Raw genomic sequence first — 18,289 nt, forward strand, 5'->3', positions numbered from 1 at the left:
TAGGCAAGCGTGGTCTGGATTCGACGTCCCTCCATCTTTGGACAACAAGAAACGCGCTGCGGAATCGCAGCGCGTTTCTACGGTTTGAAGTTGAAAGAACAACGGATCGAGGGTGAGAGTCAATGATTAAAGAGGCTGTATCATTTGGCCGATGCTGTGCTGCTGCTCCAGCCAGAGGCAGAGGATGGCATCTTCGCATAAAAATCGCTCATGAAATCAAAGGCCAGTTTTTTCTTGCCGTCCTCGGATACGAGACCCTTGCGGTTGTAGCCATCCTGCAGGACAGGGATGTTCCGTCCTGGAGAACGGAAGTCGAAGAGTATCCAAGGGGTCAGACCTACAAGCTGAGGGATGTGACTGAACATCACAAATTGGTGTTGATAGATGTCCAGTTGTTGCTCTTCACGCCAGCGCTCGGTCTTGGCTCCGTGCAGGCCCTGCTTGGCTTCTCCTCCGAACTCGGACATGATGATGGGCTTTTGAGGGAGGGTCCATTGGGTCGTGTCCGCGTCGATGGCTTTGCCACCGTACCAGCCGATGTATTCGTTCTGGCCGACGACATCGAGGGCATCCATGAGCTTGTCGTCCTGCACCATCTGATTGCCACTGCCGTGCGGACCAATGAGCGCGGAGGTAATTAGGCGAGTTGGGTCGGTACGGCGCGCCTCGTTAGCCAGGTTGGTGAGGAACGATGTGCGAACGGGATTGTTCGGAGTCTCGTTCGAAACAGACCACAGGATGACGGACGCCTTGTTTTTATCGCGGCGGACCATCTCGTGAAGCATGACCACCGCTTTGTCGTAGACAGCGGGTTTGTCGAATGAGATGTGCTGCCATAGTGGAATTTCGGACCAGATCATAATGCCATCGCGATCGGCGGTGCGCTCCATGCGCTCGTCGTGAGGATAGTGGCAGAGCCTCACGAAGTTGGCGTGGAGGTCCTGGAGATAGCGGAACATGAGCGCAACGTCGGCGTCGGAATCGGCACGGCCGCCGCGGACGGGAGCTTCGGCGTGGAGGTTGACGCCTCGGAGGAATACGGGCGCTCCGTTGAGAAGAACCTTCAAGCCTGAAACGCGGATGTCGCGAAAGCCGATGTCGTCGGTGATGGAGTCGGCACCAGAGGAGACAGTGACTTTATAAAGATGCGGTTTGGCCGGACTCCAAAGGACAAGACTCTTGGCCGCGGCGCTGAATTGGGCCCGGCCGTCAGCCCCGGTGGAGGCAGTGGTGCTAATGCCGGCTTCCGGGATCCTGATCTTGACCGCAGTGCCAGCAGGGGCGCCTTCCACGTGCACATAACCGAAGACTTTATGCTCCCCCGCAAGAGTGAAGGTTGCCTCGTGTTCGAGCTGCACTTCGTAGTCGTCGATGAAGGCAGCGGGAACCGTGACCAGCGAAACATCGCGCGTGAGGCCGCCGAAATCGAACCAGTCGTAGCTGACGGAGGGGATGTCATCCTGGTGGCGGGTAGAGTCGACAGCGATGACGACGAAGTTGGATCCGCTATGCGCGACAGCTGTAATTTCACAGTCGAAGGGAGTAAACCCTCCCTCGTGGTCGCAAATGTGCTTGCCATTCAACCAGACGAAGGAACGATAGTTCGCCGCGCCGACGTGAAGAAAAGTGCGCGTATTGGGCCTAGGTTCAAAGTTGAAGTCGCGCTGGTAAAAGACGACACCCTCATACCGAAAGAGCGTGGGTTCCTGGGTATTCCAGTCGCCAGGCACCTTGAGTGTGGGAGCGGTGGCAAAGTCGTACTCATCGTTGTGCGGCTTGTCTGTGGAGATGTTGGGGTGCGTGTTGAGAGCGTATCCGTTATCGCGCACCGAGCCGTCGCGCTCGTTGTAGAGTGCCTTGAAGGGCGGCTGGTCTACGAGATAGTGCCAGGGTCCGTCGAGTGAGACGACGGCGCGTTTGTCGACACCGACCAGCAGTGTGCGAAGCGGAGGCGTCCCTTCGCGGGTGGACACGGGGGCAGGAACTTGAGCCGCTGCACAAAAAGAGAAAAGCGCGGTGAAGGAGGCAATAAGTGCCAGTTGCAGGGATGGGTGTTTCAAAATTTGCAATGGAAGCCTCCAGCGTGAGTGCTGCGGTTAGAAACGTTCGCTTCGACGCAGTGATGTGCTCTGCTAATGCAAACGCAGTCTACATTTCGAATGCACTTAGGGGAATGACAAGCAGAGAGTTGCTTGCCTTCCCCAAAGCGCCGACGAGACTAGAAGGTGAACTTTCCACCGAACTGCATCTGTCGGGGAGGATAAGCACCGTTGAGGCGACCGAACGAAGAGCCGCTTGTGGCTGTCGTTCCTAGCGAACTGTAGTTGGTGTGGTTGAGGACGTTGAAGGCGTCGATCTGGAGGCGGAAGCCAAGCCGTCCACGAATTTGGAAGTTCTTCGCGATGTTGGTATCCAGCTGATCAAGCCCCGGAAGAACCACCTGGCCGACGCCCGAAGTTCCGAAGGCGTTCGCCGGTGGAGCTACGAAGGCAGCGGGGTTCAGGAACTGCCTGACATGTCCTGGCAAGGTGCAGCATGCACCTTCCTGATAGATAGGCTGTCCTTGCACGTAATTGGCGCGGCGCGTACCGAGTGTCGGTGCAGCGGCGCTGATGTCGTAGAAGGGACCGGTTTGGAGACGCCAGACGGCCGTCACCGTGAACCCACCCGGACCCTCGCGCAGCAACAGCCCATGGTTGTGAAAGTCTGGCAGTTGGTAGTTGATGTCAGTAACAAAGGCATGCTTGCGATCGATGCTGAGCTCGCCATAGTTGTAGTTGAGGCTCTGCCAGTTGACCAGGTCGTTGTTGTTGGCAGAAGAGTCTCCCAGCGCCTTAGCGTACGTGTAGCTTCCCGTAAAGGCCAGAGCTCCTTTGCGTTTGGAGATGTATACCTGCAGAGCGTTGTAGTTCGAGTTAGAGTCGCTGCGGTTTTGGCTGATACTTCCGAAGCCTTGAAAGGGGTTGTAATAATTTGAGCTGTTGCTGGGATTGGCGGCAACCTGGGCCAGCGACGGCTGATTGACGTTGGGTTGCCGGAGCAGATGATGACCGACGTTGCCGACGTACGTCGCTTCGAGCAAAGCTCCGAGTGGCAGCTCGCGTTGCACACCCAGGGAATATTGCTCGATGTAAGGGTTCTTCAAATGCGGATCGATGGCGCTGATGCCGGACTGAAGGCCAGTGTTGTTCGGGCTGCCGCCCGTGATGTTGCCGATGTTGGCGTTATCGAATTCGATGCTTTGTAGATAGGGCGGGATGTTGACCTGGCTGAAGCCGACGTTGCCTTCAGGCCGGTAGTAGAAGGTGCCAAAGCCACCTCGAATGGAGGTTTTAGCGTCCGGGGCGTAGGCAAAGCCTATACGCGGGCCGAAGGCACCGTGCATCGTATAGAGTCCACGAGGAGCAACGGCCGGGATCTGGGGATAGGCCGCGGTGTTGATGTTAGGTACCCGGCTGATCTGGTCAGAGGGAATGGGGGCGGCGGTGCGAACGAGGCCGTCGTACGGATTCCCAGTGCCTGGAACCACCTTGCCTGCCGTGGTGACGGTGATGGCGCTGGCGGCGTTGTAATACGAAGGGTCGAAGTTGCCGTAGTTGTTGCCTTGCGCGTAGAGGGGAAAGATGCCTTGCCAGCGAACACCGAACTCGAGCGAGAGCTTGCGTGTGGCCTTCCAACTGTCCTGCGCAAACGCTTCGGGCTGCGAGAAGCGGAAATGACCAACCGGATCGGCGCTAGCTTCGGTATAGCTCTGGAAGTTGCCGAGCAAGGCGTCGGCCAGCGCGTTTCCGGTGGTGTTGGGATTGTTGCTGATGTTGAAGACGGCGCTTCCGTTGTAGTTGGGACGGCCGTTCTGGTCGATGCGGTCGCGGATGTATACGCCGCCAAACTTGATCAGGTGATTGCCACGGACGATGGAGACTGTGTCTGAGGCCTGAATGTCCGTCGTTGGGGAGTTGAGAGCGAAGTATGGGCCGGTGAAGGGCGCGTAGTTCGTGATGGAGACAGACGGGATGCCGGTCGGATATTCACCAGCGGTCGGAAACAGCTTTTGGTACTGAAAGCCGTAGGTGGAACGCAGGTAATTCACGCCGTATGGGGGAATGTGCTGAGAGACATAGGAGAAGTTGGCAGTGGCCTGGTTGATGATGTTCGAGTTGAGCGTAAAGACCTCCGACACGAGCATGCTGACGCCAGGACGGTTACGGGTTGTGGGCACTGTGGGCAGGGTACCGCTGCTTGAGAACGTCCCATAAGGGTCGATGAGCGAGTTGCTGTCGTTGATCCAACGGCCATAAATGCGATTGCGCGTATTGATGTTGTAGTCGATGCGGACAAAGTCCTCGCGAAAGTTGAGCGGGTTGGCTGGAGAGATGCTCAGGTTATTCGTAACCGTGGGCGAATCGGTAAAAGCGCCCAGAGATTCCATAACGCGATAGACATTCGCGATGGCCTTTCCGTCAGTCGTAATGAGAGACGCGATGTTATTTCCAGCGATGGGCACCTTGGTCGTGTTGAAGGTGCCCGGAACATAGAGCTGCGCTTGGCTGCTGAAGTCACCATTCAGGAGCGCGGTTCCCGGAACAGTGAACAAGGTCGGAGCCTGCTGCTGGCGCAGGCGCTTGAACTCTTCGCCAACGTAAAAGAACAGCCTGTCGTGGAGAATGGGGCCGCCCACTCCATAACCGAAGTCGTTGAAGCGCAGATGGGTCTTGGCGGCGCTGAAGAAGGGACGCGCGTCTAAGGCGTTGTTGCGCAGGAATTCAAAGGCCGAGCCGTGCCACTGGTTGGCGCCGCTCTTGGTGACGATATTAAAGGCTGGGCCAGAGGTGCGCCCAAATTCGGTGGAGAAGTTCGATGTTTCAATCTTGACCTCCTGGATGAAGTCCGGTCCGACGTTGTTGATGAGGGAGCCGTTGGAGCCGGCGGCCTGATTGAAGGCCCCATCCACGGTGAGGTTGGCTGAATCCGACCGGTTGCCGTTGATGACTTGGTTGCCGGAGTTAAGGCCGGTCGTGATCGAAAAGATATCGGGGTTGGTAACCACCGCACCCGGGATAAGAGTGAGCACCTGGGTATAATTGCGACCGTTGAGCGGCAGTGTCTCCACCTCTCGAGTATCGATCACGTGGGCGAGCTCTCCAGAGGTGGTGTTAAGTTGCTCTCCCTGGACCGCCTCTACCGTGATGGTCTCGGCACTCGTACCGATCTTGAGGCTGAAATCCGCGGTGAGGTGCGCATCGGCTGTGACGGAAATCCCCTGCCGCTGCTCGGACCCGTACCCGGCTTTAACCACTTGTACAACATATTGGCCGATGGGCAAGTTCGTAGCTACAAAGTAGCCGTGATCGTCGGTACGGTTGTTATGCGCGATACCGGTGTTCACCTCGGTGATGTTGATCGTTGCATCGGGAATTACGGCACCAGTCGAATCCGTCACGGTACCCGCGATCTGGCCAGTCGAGGTTTGTGCGAATAGCCATGACGGGCAAGCAAGCAGCAGGGCAAACAACAGTGACAGCGAAAGATTTCGCGCTGCAATTTGGTTAGGAAGATGCCTTCCCGGAGTTCCGGTCCGAATAGAGTTAGAAAAATGCATGGTGTAGTTCTCCATAAGAGTGCAAACGAAAAGGGAATCGATGAACGCGGACAACTAGACATGCAAACCGGTAGGACAGGCAACGTTCTCTACGGTACTGTACCCCCGCAAAGAGGGTACTGGGGTGCGTTGACGATCATCGTTCGTTGCCCGTAACATCCACGTTCGACTGACGCAGGATTGGGTCAGCGTAGTGAAAAAATCCCGAGGCAGAGATTTTGGAAACGGAACGCGATTTCGGTGAGCTGCGACAACGTGTCGACTACGCGATGGAGGACGTGTTGGCTGATGCCGCCTTCCGAAGCTCGGCACAGCTACAGTCATTGCTGCGCTACGTCGTAGAACACAGCTTTTCCGGCGAGGACAACCTGCTAAGAGAACGGGTGATCGGAGCCGCCGTCTTCGGCCGATCCCCTGACTACGATACGAGCAATGATCCTGTCGTCCGCATTCGCGCCGCCGAGTTGAGGAAACGACTTGCACTCGTATATCAGAATCCCGCATTCCAAAAGCATGTCCGACTCCACATGCCGGTTGGTTCTTATCGTGTGCAGATGGAATGGTCTGGGGGGCCGTTGGCACTCCGGGAGACTCCAGCTAAAGTAGCTGCAAAAAGTCTGGACGACAACCTTTCGGCACCCTCCCAAACTAACCAACTTTGGAAATGGACTACCGTGGCGTTGTTGGTTGTGCTTGCTGTCGTAACGATCCTCTTTTGGCCTCGGGACAGGGTTTTTAAATCCTTCTGGGCACCTTTTGCGAAAAGAGGCAGCACGACTCTCGTTATTAGCGGAAGCAACGCGGTTTATCGCTTTTCCGATGAGATCATGGATCGCTACGCCGCGGCCCATGACTTGCAGTCGCAAGGAATGGAATTCTTTATGGATTTGCCCGCGGATGGCACCCTCTCCGCCCGCGACCTTCACGCGTCCAGGACGAGTTTCGTGGCGCTTGGAGACGTTCGGGCTGTTGCGCTGCTTGTGGCACGCCTGACTCAAAACGGTGCCGCGTTCGAAAATCGCTTTCCTAACGACATCTCTTTTTCAGAGCTTCGAAAGAGTCCGGCAATCCTGGTAGGCGGCTTCAACAACCCTCTCACCCTAGAGCTGACGAAGAACCTGCGGTTCGTGATGGCCGATCGTCATTATATCGTGGACGGCCTGGATAGGAAAAGAAGTTGGAGTATCTACAAATCGAAAGACGCACACGACAACACCGAGGACTACGCGATTTTGACCCGCCTGGTCGGTGGAGAGGGGCAGGCGCCACTTCTGGTCGTGGCCGGCATGGGGCAATATGGGACGGTGGGGGCCACTGAGTTTGCTCTATCGCCGTCTATGCTGAATGAACTGAATCGGGTAGCAACAGCGGGGTGGCAGAAACACAACTTACAGGTCGTCCTGCATCTGAACGTCACCGACTTCAAAAACGCGCGACCGGAAATCATGGCGGTCCACAGTTGGTAGATCGGCCGATACTGAGTAGAGCGGTCAGCTGAGATTCCTGCGATGCGTCCCAGTTCAGTTGGCGCGCAGGGGCTCTTTAGTCGTCCTGGTAAACGGTTCCGGGAGCCGCACGGTTCGAAAGTGAAATGTACCAGACCCTAATGTCAAGTCCAATACTTGGTTGTCGCGAGAGGAATCGAGAACACCGATAGCACGGTCTGCACGTATGTTCCCCTCACGCCAATCGGTCTGAGCTGGAAGTCGGAGATGAAGCACGGCACCCACAGGGACGACGAGATCGACTGAAGCCTGGGTGCCCGCATGTTTCCAACGAAAATCGACCAGGCCCATGGGTGTTTGGTAGGACGCGGACGCGGAGGAGATGCTTGCGAGAAAAGATGGCTGGATGAGAACCGCTTCGCGGGCATCCTTCGCCATATCGACATGAAGTCCTGCAAGGCCACGATAGAACCATTCCTCGCCGTGACCGAGCATGAAATGGTTCTGCGAGCTCTCCGGATTGGCGTCCCAGGCTTCGGTGAGCGTAGTTGCACCGCGCTCCAGTTGATAACCGTAACTGGGCGAATCCGTACGGGAGAACATGGCGAACAGGACGTCGGAACGACCGTTGTTTGTCAGCGCTCGAACAACGTAGTGGAAACCGATATCGCCTGAGGTGACGTGATCCCTGTGTGCGTGTATATCCGAGACAAGGTTCGCGAGGACGGCTTGCATATGACCTGGGGGCACCAGGCCGAGAGCAAGGGGAAGGGCATTCGCAGTCTGGCTTCCACGGTCGTACTGATTCGTTTCCGGGTGAAACAGCTTCGCATTGAAGGCATCACGAACGGCCTCTGCTTTTTGTGTATAGCTCGCTACGTCTTCAACGTGACCGAGCAGGGTCGCGATGCGTGCAAGCGTGGTGAGGTCTTCAAAGTAGACGCCGGTTGCAGTTACGTATCTGCTGGTAAGTTGCGAGGGGCCGGGGGGCTTCGGCCCAATGTCATACCAGTCGCCGAGGCCGTAGTTCAGCAGGCCGCCTTGCGATTTGCTTTCTAAATACGCAACATAGCGCTGCATGGCTGGATAGTTTGCCGTAAGGGGCCTAATGTCCCCGGTGTATTGATAGAGCGCCCATGGACTGAGGATTACAGCGCTGCCCCATTCGGGAGAATCCCGGAAGGCATTGCTGTTTCCTTTATCATCCACAAATGCAACATACTCGGGCGCGATGGAAGGAACCAGCCCGTTCGGAAGTTGAGCGTCACGCATGTCGTCGCTCATCTTTTCGTAAAGACCTGTGACGTCGTAGTTGAGCATCAGCGTCGAAGCATTCAGATAGGTCTGCTCCAGCCATCCGAGCTTTTCGCGCGAGGGGCAGTCGGTGAGGACACTTGCGAGATTGCTGAGAACGGCGCGGTCGATCAGGACATGAATGCGCTGGAAGAGATCGTTTGAACTTGAAAAGCGACCAGCGATAGGAGCGTCGGCGTGTACGAAATCGCCGAGGAGGGAGAACTGTTTGGGAGGTGGGCCATCAGTGACCGTGACCTGGACGTAGCGGAAGCTATAGTAGGCGAAGCGAGGGTGCCAGGTTTCCGGACCTCCGCCGCGAAGGACATAGCTATAGATCACCGGGTCTTGCGGCGTCGCTGCGGCGCTCCTTTGTGTGACTGTTCCATCAGAATTCAGCAGTTCGCCGGGGAGCATCTGGATCTTTAAGCCTGTAGAACCTTCTACGACGATCCGTGGCCAACCGCTGAAGTTTTCTCCGAGATCGTAAACGGTCACGCCCGGTCGAGGATGAGTAGTGCGGGTAGGACGATAGGTCTGAGCCACGATCATCGGAGCGGAGCGGCTTGCTGCGAGTCTGCCACCCGGACCTCCGACCTCGAGCGCGTGTTGCCATCCGTCTGCGGAGAAGCCTGCGTGGTCCCAGCCTGCGGGAAGCGCCCGCGCGTCGTAAACCTCTCCGCCGTACGTGGACGAATAGACGATGGGACCAGAGTGAGTCTGCCAGGAAGCATCCGAGAGGAAGCTGTCGGAGGTCCCATCGGCGTAGCGGACTTCCAGTTGCAGAAGGCACTTTGGCTGGCCGAAGCTGCCCGTGAACTTGGTGTAGTGGCCCGTGACACCTTCTACGTTGTACATGCCGTTCCCAAGCAGAACACCGAAAACATTCGCACCGCCATGGAGAAGTCTGGCGACATCGTAGGTGTCATAGAGCACGGTCTTGCGGTAATCCGTCCAGCCTGAGTTGAGGACTGTCTTCGTAACATCGCTTCCGTTCAGATGGACTTCGTATTGTCCCAGCCCGGCAACAAATAACAATGCACTCGCAATCGGCTTCGTAACCGTGAATTCGCGTCGAAAGATTGGGAGTGGTGGCGGCTGCTTCGTGAGCCATTCGCCGGAGTGTTCCGAGGCTGTCGCGGTCGGGGCGGTGTCTGGTGCTGCCGCGATCCAGTGTGCGCGCCAGTCAGTTTGGGAAAGAAGTGCGGTCGTAAACTGCGAGACCTCGCTCCAGGGCCCGGCCGAGCCGTCTGGGGTCCACGTTTGCACCTGCCAGAAGTAGGTGGTTCGCGATTTGAGCGGAGGGCCTTCGTAAGGACGCTGCCAGTAGGTGGATGAGGCAACGCGTCCGCTATCCCAGATCAAACCGGACTGTCTTTGAAGGTCATCCCTCGAAGTAGCGACTCGAAGGTGATACCCGGCCTGCTGAAGGTTGCGGGCATGCGGAGTGGTGGATTGGAGAGTCCATGCGAACATAGGTTTCGCCGTTGCGATACCGATGGGGTTGGAGCGAAGTTCAGTCGTGAGTTGAATCGGCCGAATATGCGATGCCTGGGCGCGTAGGCTACCCGTCGCCAGCAGCAGACCAAGACACGCGAAAAGGTAGGCAATTAGTCGCATCATTTCCTCATAGGGGTTTCAGCTACAGAGCGGTCAGGCTCAATCGATAACGATGACCCGCACGCACGGGGAACTGAACCGTTCCAGGCCTTTCGCTTGAGGCTGAAAAGGTCTGGGTCGACCGCTGTGTGAACGTTTGTCCGGTAGGCGGACGAAGTAGGTGTTTGCCGTCGCGCAGGGCAAGGATCTCGACGGAGTCGAGGTGGCCGCCGCTCCAACGGAGCGAGACCTCCAGTCCTCCGCGCGCGCGTAGTCCCGTGACGGAGCCCTCAGTCCAGGCCCTCGGTAGAGCGGGTAGAAGGGCGATTTCACCGTCGTGGCTTTGGAGAAGGAGTTCGGCCATGGAGGCTGTGGCCCCGAAGTTTCCGTCGATTTGAAAGATGCTGCCGTTCGCTGCGGGATGGGTGTCAAAGAGATTGGCGCCCGTGCTGTGCTTGATCAGCATCTGCAACGACTCCCAGGCCATATCACCGTCGCCAAAGCGGGCCCACAAACCGATCGCCCAGGCGCGGCTCCAGCCGGTGTAGGCTCCGCCATGGGCGAGACGGCGTTCGAGTGAGACACGAGCGGCTTTGGCGAGGCGAGGGTTGTTGCGCGGAGTGATCTCGGCACCCGGGTAGATCGGATAAAGATGGGACATGTGGCGCTGGTCGGGTTGGTCTTCGACGAAGTCTTCGGACCATTCCTGAAGTTGCCCATAACGTCCGATCTGATACGGAGGCAGGCGGTTCAGCGTGGTGGATAGTCTTGCGGCAAAGTCTCGGTCCAGATCGAGCAGTTTCGAAGCATGGATCACGTTGCTGAAAAGCTCTCGAATGAGGGCGAGGTCCATGGTGCAACCCGCGCTTACGTCAGCACGCTTGCCATCAGGCGTGCGGAAGGTGTTTTCGGTCGAGAAGGAGGGACAGGTGGTGAGCAGCCCGTCTCCCCGTTCGATAAGCCAGTCCAGACAAAACTCCGCGGAGCCCTTCAACACAGGGTAGCTTTCACGCAGAAAGCGTAGGTCGCCAGTGAAGAGGTAATGCTCGTAGAAGTGTGCGCAAAGCCACGGACCGCTCATGCAGAAATTGGCCCAGGTGGGGTCTGACATGGGCAGACCCATGCCCACCGGAGCGGATTGTCGCCACAGGTCGACGTTATGGTGGGACACCCAGCCGTTGGCGCTGTAGTTGACGCGCGCGGTTTCAGCCCCATTGTGGGCGAGATCGGTAACCATGTCGAACAGGGGCTGATGGCACTCCGAAAGGTTGCAGGTTTCGACGGGCCAGTAGTTCATCTGCACGTTGATGTTGGCGGTCCAGTTGGAACTCCAGGGAGGACGCAGATCAGCGTTCCATATGCCTTGTAAGTTTGCGGGCTGAGTGCCAGGACGCGAACTGGTCAGAAGGAGATAGCGACCGAAGTTAAAGTAGAGAGCGAGAAGCGCAGGATCGGGGGCCGCAACAAATAGCGATACGCGACGATCGGTGGTCATTCTGGCAGAATCGCCGGTTGACGATAGATCAAGCGAGGCGCGCCGATATAGCTTGCGATGGTCGGCAAGATGCTCGGTGTAGAGGCCGTCAAAGGAACGATGAGATGCTGCCTGCAAAGGTCGCTTCGCTGCGAGGAGGACTTGATCTGCTGGTGTATCCGGCGCAACGGCGTAGGCTCTATATCCTGTGGCCAGGGAGATGAGAAGAACGAAGCTCGAAGCGTTCTGAATGGAGAGTGTTCCGTCCAACTTGCGATCAATCGAGCCGCCGGTGGCGGTGGCGTGAAGTGCTGCAGCGAAGAACATCCCCTTGCCGGGTTGGTCGCTGTACTGGATCGGGTCTTTGCTATCAAGATAGTTTGGAGCGGAATAGCTCGGCGCTTTGCCGGACATCTCAATCATGTTGCCGGAAGAGATCGAGGTGAACTGTAAAGCGCTCTCGAGGCGTACGGAAGCGTTGATACCTGACTTCCCTGTAGCCGTGAACCTGACGACAACCACCTGTGCGGGATGGGACACAAAAACTTCGCGCTTATACTGTGTGCCCGCACATTCGTACGACACGGTAGAAAGGCCAGCATCCAGGTCAAGTTCCCGACGGTATCCCGTTACCTCCGTGCCATGGTTCAATTCGATGATCAGATCGCCGAGCGGCTCATAAGCATCGTTGAAAGGCCCCTGCATTTTTCGCATCTCGTGGTCAGCGGCGACGTAATCTTTTTGTTCGAGGACCAGTTTGCGAACGACAGGAAGAGACTTTGGAGCGTTGGGGTTATTCCAGTTCTTGGGCGCTCCGGACCAAAGCGTGTCTTCGTTTAGAGCGAGCCTCTCTTTGGTCGGGGCACCGAAGACTGAGACGCCGATCCTCCCGTTGCCGAGCGGCAGAGCGTCTGCCCATTGCGGCGCTGACTTGTCGAACCAAAGACTATGGCTTCGGCGCAAAGAAGATTCGGTGGGAGATGCTTGCGCGAAAGCTCGCCGAACCTGGCTAGCTACAAGCGCCGAACTGGCGAGTCCAAGAAACCGTCGCCGCGTCGAGTTGAGGTTCATGTTCTGTCCCTGTTGTGTCTATGCTAAGAATCGTAAAAGTTTATAGATGAAGGTTCACTTTCTTTAGAGAAAATGTCAAATTGAGCAAACGCTGAAATGCGATCCCTGCCCACAACCTCGCATTCCGACGAGTGCTTCTGAATGGAGCGTAATGAGGAGCTACTTTATTTGCTTCAGCCGTATCACTGTCCAGGCCTCGATAGGGCGTCGAATGTGGAGCTGTCCGTTGATTTCCGCGCAAAGGTATTCCTGCTTTGTGGCCCACGCGCTCCTTTTCAGCAAAGATGTTTGTTCCCGGGTCGGCGGTTCAGGTCGTCCCATCTGCTCCCAGGTGAGTACGGGGTTGCCATGGGTTTTGTCCAGTGTCTCCAGCAGGAAGACGGCTCCAGGTTTGAGCCCCGTGAGCGTGACGTCAAGGGCTCTGGCAGAACCGGTCTCGACGATCTTGTCAGCTTCCTCTACGGTCGCTGTCTTAGGTAGGGAGATCTTGATCTCCTTTGGATAGTTGTAGAAGACGCCGGAGAGGCGGCGGTTAGAACTGTCGCGCGTCAGAATGCCGCCTTCAGTTCTTGCCAATTCGTTATCCCCCAAGTCGTTCATGAAGCGGTAAGCGGTGAAGGCGGGCTTCACAATTTGCTGGTAGTTGATGAGGCCGAAGCCACCGTGAAATACGGAGTCAGTTTTGCGCTCTTCCTCAAAGACATCGGTGAATACCCAGTAGGAGAGGGAATCGACAAGGCCAATCGATTCCAGGTTCGTCTTGGCGATAAAGGCCGCCGCTGCGAGGGAGTCATGGGAGTGATCCAGCGGGGAAGGGCTCGAACTCCATTCTGTGAGCTGGATCTCTGCCTTTGGATAGGCGCTGTGATCGACGATACGGCGTAATGTGGTCAGGTCGGCGTGCGTAGAGTCGATATTGCGTCGCACGCGGGACTGAGGCTGTCCGGCCACATCCAGCGGAAAGTCGGTCGGGTAGGGATGCGTGGAGACGAAGTCTACGGGCAGATGGTTGGCGGCACAGTAGCGAAGAAAGTCTTCGATCCAGATCGGCTGCCAGTCCCCGCCTTCACCGCTGGAGACCGCCTTGTCGGCAAGTTGCTTTGCCGCGCCGTTCTGCAGGGCGACGTCGGGGATGTGGAAGTTACTGGTCGCCGGGCCGCCAACACGGAGATGCGGGTCGATTGCTTTCACCGTTTCGGCGGTGATCTTGTAGAGCTCGAAGTACTGTTCCTGGGTCCCGTTCTTGAAGAAATAGCGGAGGTTGGGTTCATTCCATACCTCGAAGTACCAAGTGCGTACCTCTTCCGCGCCATAGCGCTGGATGCAGTGCTGCACAAGATGGCTTACGAGGGCAGCCCACTTGTTGTAGTCGTTGGGCGGGCTGCCGTTGGCCTTCCACCAGAAGTCGGTGTTGGTGACGGTGGCGAGTTCCTGCGGAACGAAGCCGAGTTCGACGAAGGGCTTGACGCCGGTCGCAAGCATCCTGTCGAAGACATCGTCGACGTATTGGAAGTTATAGATCGGATGGCCGTCTGGGTCTTCGCGGTAGACGAACATGTCGTCGTGAAATATGCCATGAAAGCGGACGTATTGAAAGCCGCCGTATTGATGGGCGGTTTGGAGCTCTTCCTGCCAGGTAGCGCGGAGCGCTTCATTGGCTCGGCCCGCGCCCACGACCTTGCTCCAATAGTGGATCAGAGGTCTGCCTGGCGTCCCAGCGTCGACCTTCAGCATGATAGCGGGGGCCTGTGCTTGGGTAACGAGTGAGATCGCCGTAGCTATCGCGAGGACAGCAAGGGCCCGGGGAAAGAGCATGATTCTCCTATGGGTGGCCTGACAGAGATCTTAAGTAAACGTTAACTTGCATTTCGGCATGGTCTTTACTGTAAGTTCTTGAGAGTGTATCCGCTGACGACTCTGAGTGTATTGCAAAAAATCAGCCAAAGTAAACGTTAACTTTGGCTGACGTCGGCCAAGCGCAGGCTTAACTGTAAATTCACTTGTACAAAGTTACCTTCACCGGTGAATCTGCTCCGTCTTCCAACAACCCTTTTGAAATGACATGAGGGGACAGGGTAGACGAACTGCAACGAGCTCTTGGAGGTTCAATCGCAATGCACACCCAAATGACAAAGTTCGCGCTTCTCCTGATGGCATGCCTCGTCATGGCGCTCCCTGCCAGGATGGCCGCCCAAGTGAGCACCGCTACGGTCAGTGGCACCATCGCTGACAGCAGTGGCGCCGTCATACCCAATGCCAAGATCACCGCTACGGAAGTCGCGACAGGGGTGAACTCTACAGCCATGAGCAATCAGGCAGGCGAGTACACGCTGGCTCTCCTGAAGCCTGGGACCTACAGCCTAAAGGTGGACGTGCCTGGTTTCAAGAACTATCAGCAGCGCGATCTTACGCTTGCGTCCGGCGATCACCCCACGATCAATATCCCACTATCGCCAGGTGAAGCGCAACAGACCGTCACGGTGGAAGCCACGCCGCCTCTCTTAGGCACCGAGGATGCAAATATCGGCCAGGTCGTGGCCCCTCAATTGGTCGAAGACCTGCCCCTGAGTGGTCGCAACCCGATGAGCTACGCCCAATATACGACTGGAGTTACGGCCACGACTAACCCGGTTGGGGTCCGCCCCTTCGATAACTCGGCGATCGCCGGCATTTCTGTCGGAGGGCTTCCCAACAAGAATGCCGAAATTCTTCTCGATGGGTCGCCGGATAATGCTTCGGACAATGCTCCAGCGTACTCAGCCCCTGTGGATGCGGTTCGCGAGGTGCGAATTCAAGTGTTTGAATCCGATGCGACCTATGGGCACTCCGGGGGAGCCGTTGCCAACGTGGTTACGAAATCGGGTACAAACAAGTTCCACGGTTCGCTTGACGAGTTTCATCAGGACTCTGCACTCAATGCATACCCGTATTTCAGTAAGCGTAATCCGAGCTTCAAACAGAGTGTTTCCCGGCAGAATCAGTTTGGTGGCACGATTGGTGGGCCCGTTTGGATACCTAAGGTTTACAACGGTCGCGACAAATTCTTCTTCTTCTTCGGGTACGAAGGCTTCTACGACTCTGGGACAGGCGGCACATACCTTAGCGTGCCCACGGCGGCCGAACGTGCCGGAGACTTTTCGGCGTTGCTTGCACAGGGGAACATGCGCACCGACACCGAATGTCCTGGTGTCACCAAAACCTATAACTCTGAGGCCGTCTTCGACCCGGCGAGCGGAACAATCAATGCAGCTTGCGCGGCCAAAGGGTACACGATCTATGATCGAACCCCTTTCCCTGGTAATAACATCACCGCCGGTACGCTGCCCTTCAATCCGGTCGCGTTGGCAACTTTGAAATATGTTCCGTTACCGAATACTACTGGGAACGCATTGGGACAGAATAACTACTATTCCACTGCTGAAAGCGGCGACCGCTACAACAATGAGATAGGTCGCCTCGACTATAGCCTTCCGCGTAACCGCCTGTACATCACCGGTCGCCATAATCAGCGCGTCCAATATCTCAACCAATTCTATGGCGCAACCAATCCCACCTATGGCGATTTCCTCTACCGTCTGAACTTCGGCTACTCCGCAGGCGACATCATCACCATCAATCAGTCCACGGTCGCCGAAGTCCGCCTGAACTATACGCGTTACTCTCAACCCTCGTATACCAACGGCGATGGCTTCAATGCGGCCAGCCTCGGTCTGCCTGATCTTCCGAGCGCGCACCACATCTTCCCGCGTTTCTTCTTTAATTCTGGTTCCATCAACTCGCTTGGGACCACCAGCCAGACGCCCGGCACAGCTCCTTTCAATAACTACGACATCTTTGCCGACGTCATCAAGAGCAAGGGTCTGCACTCCATCAAGTTCGGTGTCGACGCCCGCAGGTTCCAGAAGGGCAACTTCACCTTCGGCAATTCGTCGGGCCTTTACAACTTCGACCAGAACTTCACGGGCGCGTTCGGAACGCTCACCTACGCAGCGGTGGGCACGGATACAGCGGCGTTTCTGCTGGGTTTACCTTCTTCGGCTAGCTATGACTACAACGCACACGCCATCGGCGATCAGTACTATCTTGGCCTCTTCGTGCAGGACGACTGGCGTGCCACTCCGCGTTTGACACTCAATTTCGGTCTGCGCATGGATAAGGACTTCTCGCCTACCGAACGCGAGGGGACGGCGGTTAGCGGCTTCAATGCAACAGCGACGAATCCCTACAGCAGCGCAGCCACGGCCGCATACGCAGCAACACCGAACTCCACTCTGCCCGTATCCGCCTTCAAGGTGTTGGGCGGACTTACGTTCAACACACCTGGCGGCGACATCTCGAACTTCACCTCGACGATGTTCAGCCCGCGTGTCGGGTTTGCGTATCGGCCAGAGGTCCTGGGCGATAAAACGGTCATTCGCGGCGGTTTCGGTCTATTCGTCGTACCGATCTTCCCGTTCAACAACTCTATCCAACAGCAGGGCTTCAGCCAAACTACGCAGGCGCCGATCATTCCTTATGCTCCTCCAACGAGTGCTACCGCGCCGGGAACGCTATCCAACCCTTTTCCAAACGGCCTCGCAGCCGCAAGTGGCAATTCACTCGGACTGGGCACATTTGTAGGTCAAGCAATCGCTTTCCTCGATCCCACGATCCGCAACGGCTACTCGGAGCGGTGGAACCTTGGGGTCCAACATCAATTTCCTGGGAACTGGCTCGTGGAGGCCTTCTATGAGGGGAGCACTGGCCGGCGTCTGCCCATCAACGAATCTCTTAACTACGTTCAGCGTCAATACGAGACCACGGCTTCTAACTCTGCCCTCGGTGCCTCTGTCTCGAACCCCTTTTACGGCATTCTGCCCAATGGTGGCAGTTTGAACAGCAGCAAGACAGTCAATTTGACGCAACTCCTTCAGACGTATCCAGAGTTCGGGGCTATCACGGAGTACAACGTTCCGGAAGGCAGTTCGATCTTCCATGCGCTTGATTTGCATATGGAACATCGCACGGGCTACGGCCTGTCGATCACAGCCAATTATCAGTGGTCCAAACTGTTGGAGGCGGTCAGCTTCCTGAACGCGTCCGACCCTGCGCCCGAGTACCGCATCTCGCAGTATGACCATCCGACCCATGCAGTGATTGCGCTCAGCTATCAACTGCCTTATGGTCGCGGACGCAAGTTTGGAGCAACTATCCCCCGCTGGCTCAACCTTCCGCTGGGTGGGTGGAACGTCGCCTCCAGCTGGTTCTATCAGCAGGGTGCACCGCTCACTTTCGGCGACGTGCTACCGACGGGGCAGGCCATCCATTACAACCCTCGCTCCGCGACGGAGTATACCGGTGTTGCCGGTCAATACGGCACAACCTATCCATCGTTCAACATCAATGCGTTCAACAACAACATCAGCAGCACCTCTGCAACAATTCCCCAGCAGGGCTTGGGCGCCAACAACGCCTTCAACTTTCAGCCAGCAAACCACATCCGCACCTTTCCGAGCCAGTTCGCCAACCTGCGCAACGATGCGCTCAACGATTGGGATGCTTCGATTCTGAAGAACTTCGATATCACCGATCACAGCTTCTTCCAGTTTCGATTGGAGGCATTCAATGTAAACAACCGTCCCGTCTTCTCAGGGCCGAACCTCAGTCCTACATCCGGTGGCTTCGGCCAGATTGGTGGCACTCAGAACTCCAATCGCGTCGTACAACTGGGAGCTCGGATCGTTTTCTAGATGTTGCTGGCTATCTTTGTGCCAATGCCCACGCATGACGTCGCCGTCGTGCGTGGGCGTTTGCACACCAAAGGTTTAG

7 protein-coding genes are annotated in these 18,289 nt (G+C 56.7%); 2 read left to right on the forward strand and 5 right to left on the reverse strand.

Features of this window, described 5'->3' with window-relative positions; genetic code table 11:
* Nucleotides 1–140 precede the first annotated feature (140 nt).
* Nucleotides 141–1,973, reverse strand: coding sequence for a glycoside hydrolase family 2 protein (locus OHL14_RS13090; protein ID WP_263379801.1), 1,833 nt, complete (start codon nucleotides 1,971–1,973; stop codon nucleotides 141–143).
* 245 nt (nucleotides 1,974–2,218) lie between these two features.
* Complete coding sequence (locus tag OHL14_RS13095) at nucleotides 2,219–5,599, reverse strand: TonB-dependent receptor (protein ID WP_263379802.1); 3,381 nt, start codon at nucleotides 5,597–5,599, stop codon at nucleotides 2,219–2,221.
* 218 nt (nucleotides 5,600–5,817) lie between these two features.
* Here OHL14_RS13095 and OHL14_RS13100 point away from each other — a divergent pair, with 218 nt between their 5' ends.
* Nucleotides 5,818–7,065, forward strand: coding sequence for a hypothetical protein (locus OHL14_RS13100; protein ID WP_263379803.1), 1,248 nt, complete (start codon nucleotides 5,818–5,820; stop codon nucleotides 7,063–7,065).
* A gap of 54 nt (nucleotides 7,066–7,119) precedes the next feature.
* Here OHL14_RS13100 and OHL14_RS13105 read toward each other — a convergent pair whose 3' ends face one another.
* The 3 genes from OHL14_RS13105 to OHL14_RS13115 form a co-directional block, all read right to left on the reverse strand.
* Nucleotides 7,120–9,960: a family 78 glycoside hydrolase catalytic domain gene (locus OHL14_RS13105; protein WP_263379804.1), complete on the reverse strand. Its 2,841-nt coding sequence runs from the start codon at nucleotides 9,958–9,960 to the stop codon at nucleotides 7,120–7,122.
* A gap of 19 nt (nucleotides 9,961–9,979) precedes the next feature.
* Entirely contained in the window at nucleotides 9,980–12,481 is a 2,502-nt protein-coding gene (locus tag OHL14_RS13110) for a glycosyl hydrolase family 95 catalytic domain-containing protein (RefSeq protein ID WP_263379805.1), read from the reverse strand.
* 159 nt (nucleotides 12,482–12,640) lie between these two features.
* Nucleotides 12,641–14,296, reverse strand: a complete 1,656-nt coding sequence (locus OHL14_RS13115) for a GH39 family glycosyl hydrolase (protein ID WP_263379806.1) — start codon at nucleotides 14,294–14,296, stop codon at nucleotides 12,641–12,643.
* Nucleotides 14,297–14,676: 380 nt separating this feature from the next.
* Between OHL14_RS13115 and OHL14_RS20300 the strand changes: the two genes are divergently transcribed.
* Nucleotides 14,677–18,210, forward strand: coding sequence for a TonB-dependent receptor (locus OHL14_RS20300; protein WP_263379807.1), 3,534 nt, complete (start codon nucleotides 14,677–14,679; stop codon nucleotides 18,208–18,210).
* Nucleotides 18,211–18,289 lie beyond the last annotated feature (79 nt).

It is taken from the genome of Granulicella paludicola, assembly GCF_025685545.1.
In the GTDB taxonomy this organism is placed as follows: domain Bacteria; phylum Acidobacteriota; class Terriglobia; order Terriglobales; family Acidobacteriaceae; genus Granulicella; species Granulicella paludicola.